The following is a 686-nucleotide window of genomic DNA, read 5'->3' on the forward strand; positions in this document are numbered from 1 at the left end:
CCGCTGATCGGTGGACTGCCGGTCGGCGGCTGACCGTCCGCATCGCGGAAGCTCTCTCCATTCAGCGCATTTTCTCCGGTGCCCGGTCCGGCGCGTTCCCTGGTCGGTCGGAGTACACAGCACCGTTCGAGTGAAGTGGCACAACCACGTCCGACCGTGAGGCGTGCCCTCGGCACGCAGCGCGGAAGCGGGCAACAGGCAATCCAGAAGGGCTAGTTCATGATCAAGAAGGTTCTGGCGTCGGCGGCGATGGCCGCCTCCGTCGCAGGTGTCTCCGCCGTCGCGGCCCCCGCCGCCATGGCCACCGGCAACGACCAGGGGACCACCGCGGTCAACGGCAACGGTGCCGTGCAGTACTACGGCAACAGCAGCACCTCGGGCAACATGAGCCCTCAGATCGGCCTGATCCAGGGCTCGTTCAACAAGCCCTGCATCGCGCTGCCCGCGAAGGCCAACCTCGGCTCGCTGATCGGGCTCGTCCCGATCTCGGTCCAGGACATCAACGTCCTGTCCTCGCCGCAGAACCAGCAGTGCACCGAGAACTCCACCCAGGCCAAGGGTGACGAGGCGCTGTCGCACATCCTGAACGACATCCCGATCCTCTCGGCCAACGGCGGCGGCAACAGCTGACGCCGGCCGGCCCCGGCCCGCCGCCGAGGACGCCTCGGGACCCGTCCAGTTCCCGT

General features: G+C 67.9%; 1 protein-coding gene. It reads left to right on the top strand.

The window, feature by feature from the left end:
• Positions 1-219 precede the first annotated feature (219 nt).
• Entirely contained in the window at positions 220-630 is a 411-nt protein-coding gene (locus IH13_RS0120920; protein WP_031086672.1) for a rodlin, read from the top strand.
• The last annotated feature ends 56 nt before the right edge of the window (positions 631-686 follow it).

The sequence above is a fragment of the Streptomyces sp. NRRL WC-3549 genome, from assembly GCF_000721935.1.
In the GTDB taxonomy this organism is placed as follows: Bacteria; Actinomycetota; Actinomycetes; order Streptomycetales; family Streptomycetaceae; genus Streptomyces.

Coding starts and splice junctions, on each gene's coding strand:
- IH13_RS0120920 (WP_031086672.1), top strand. CDS start 220: ATGATCAAGAAGGTTCTGGCGTCGGCGGCGATGGCCGCCTCCGTCGCA.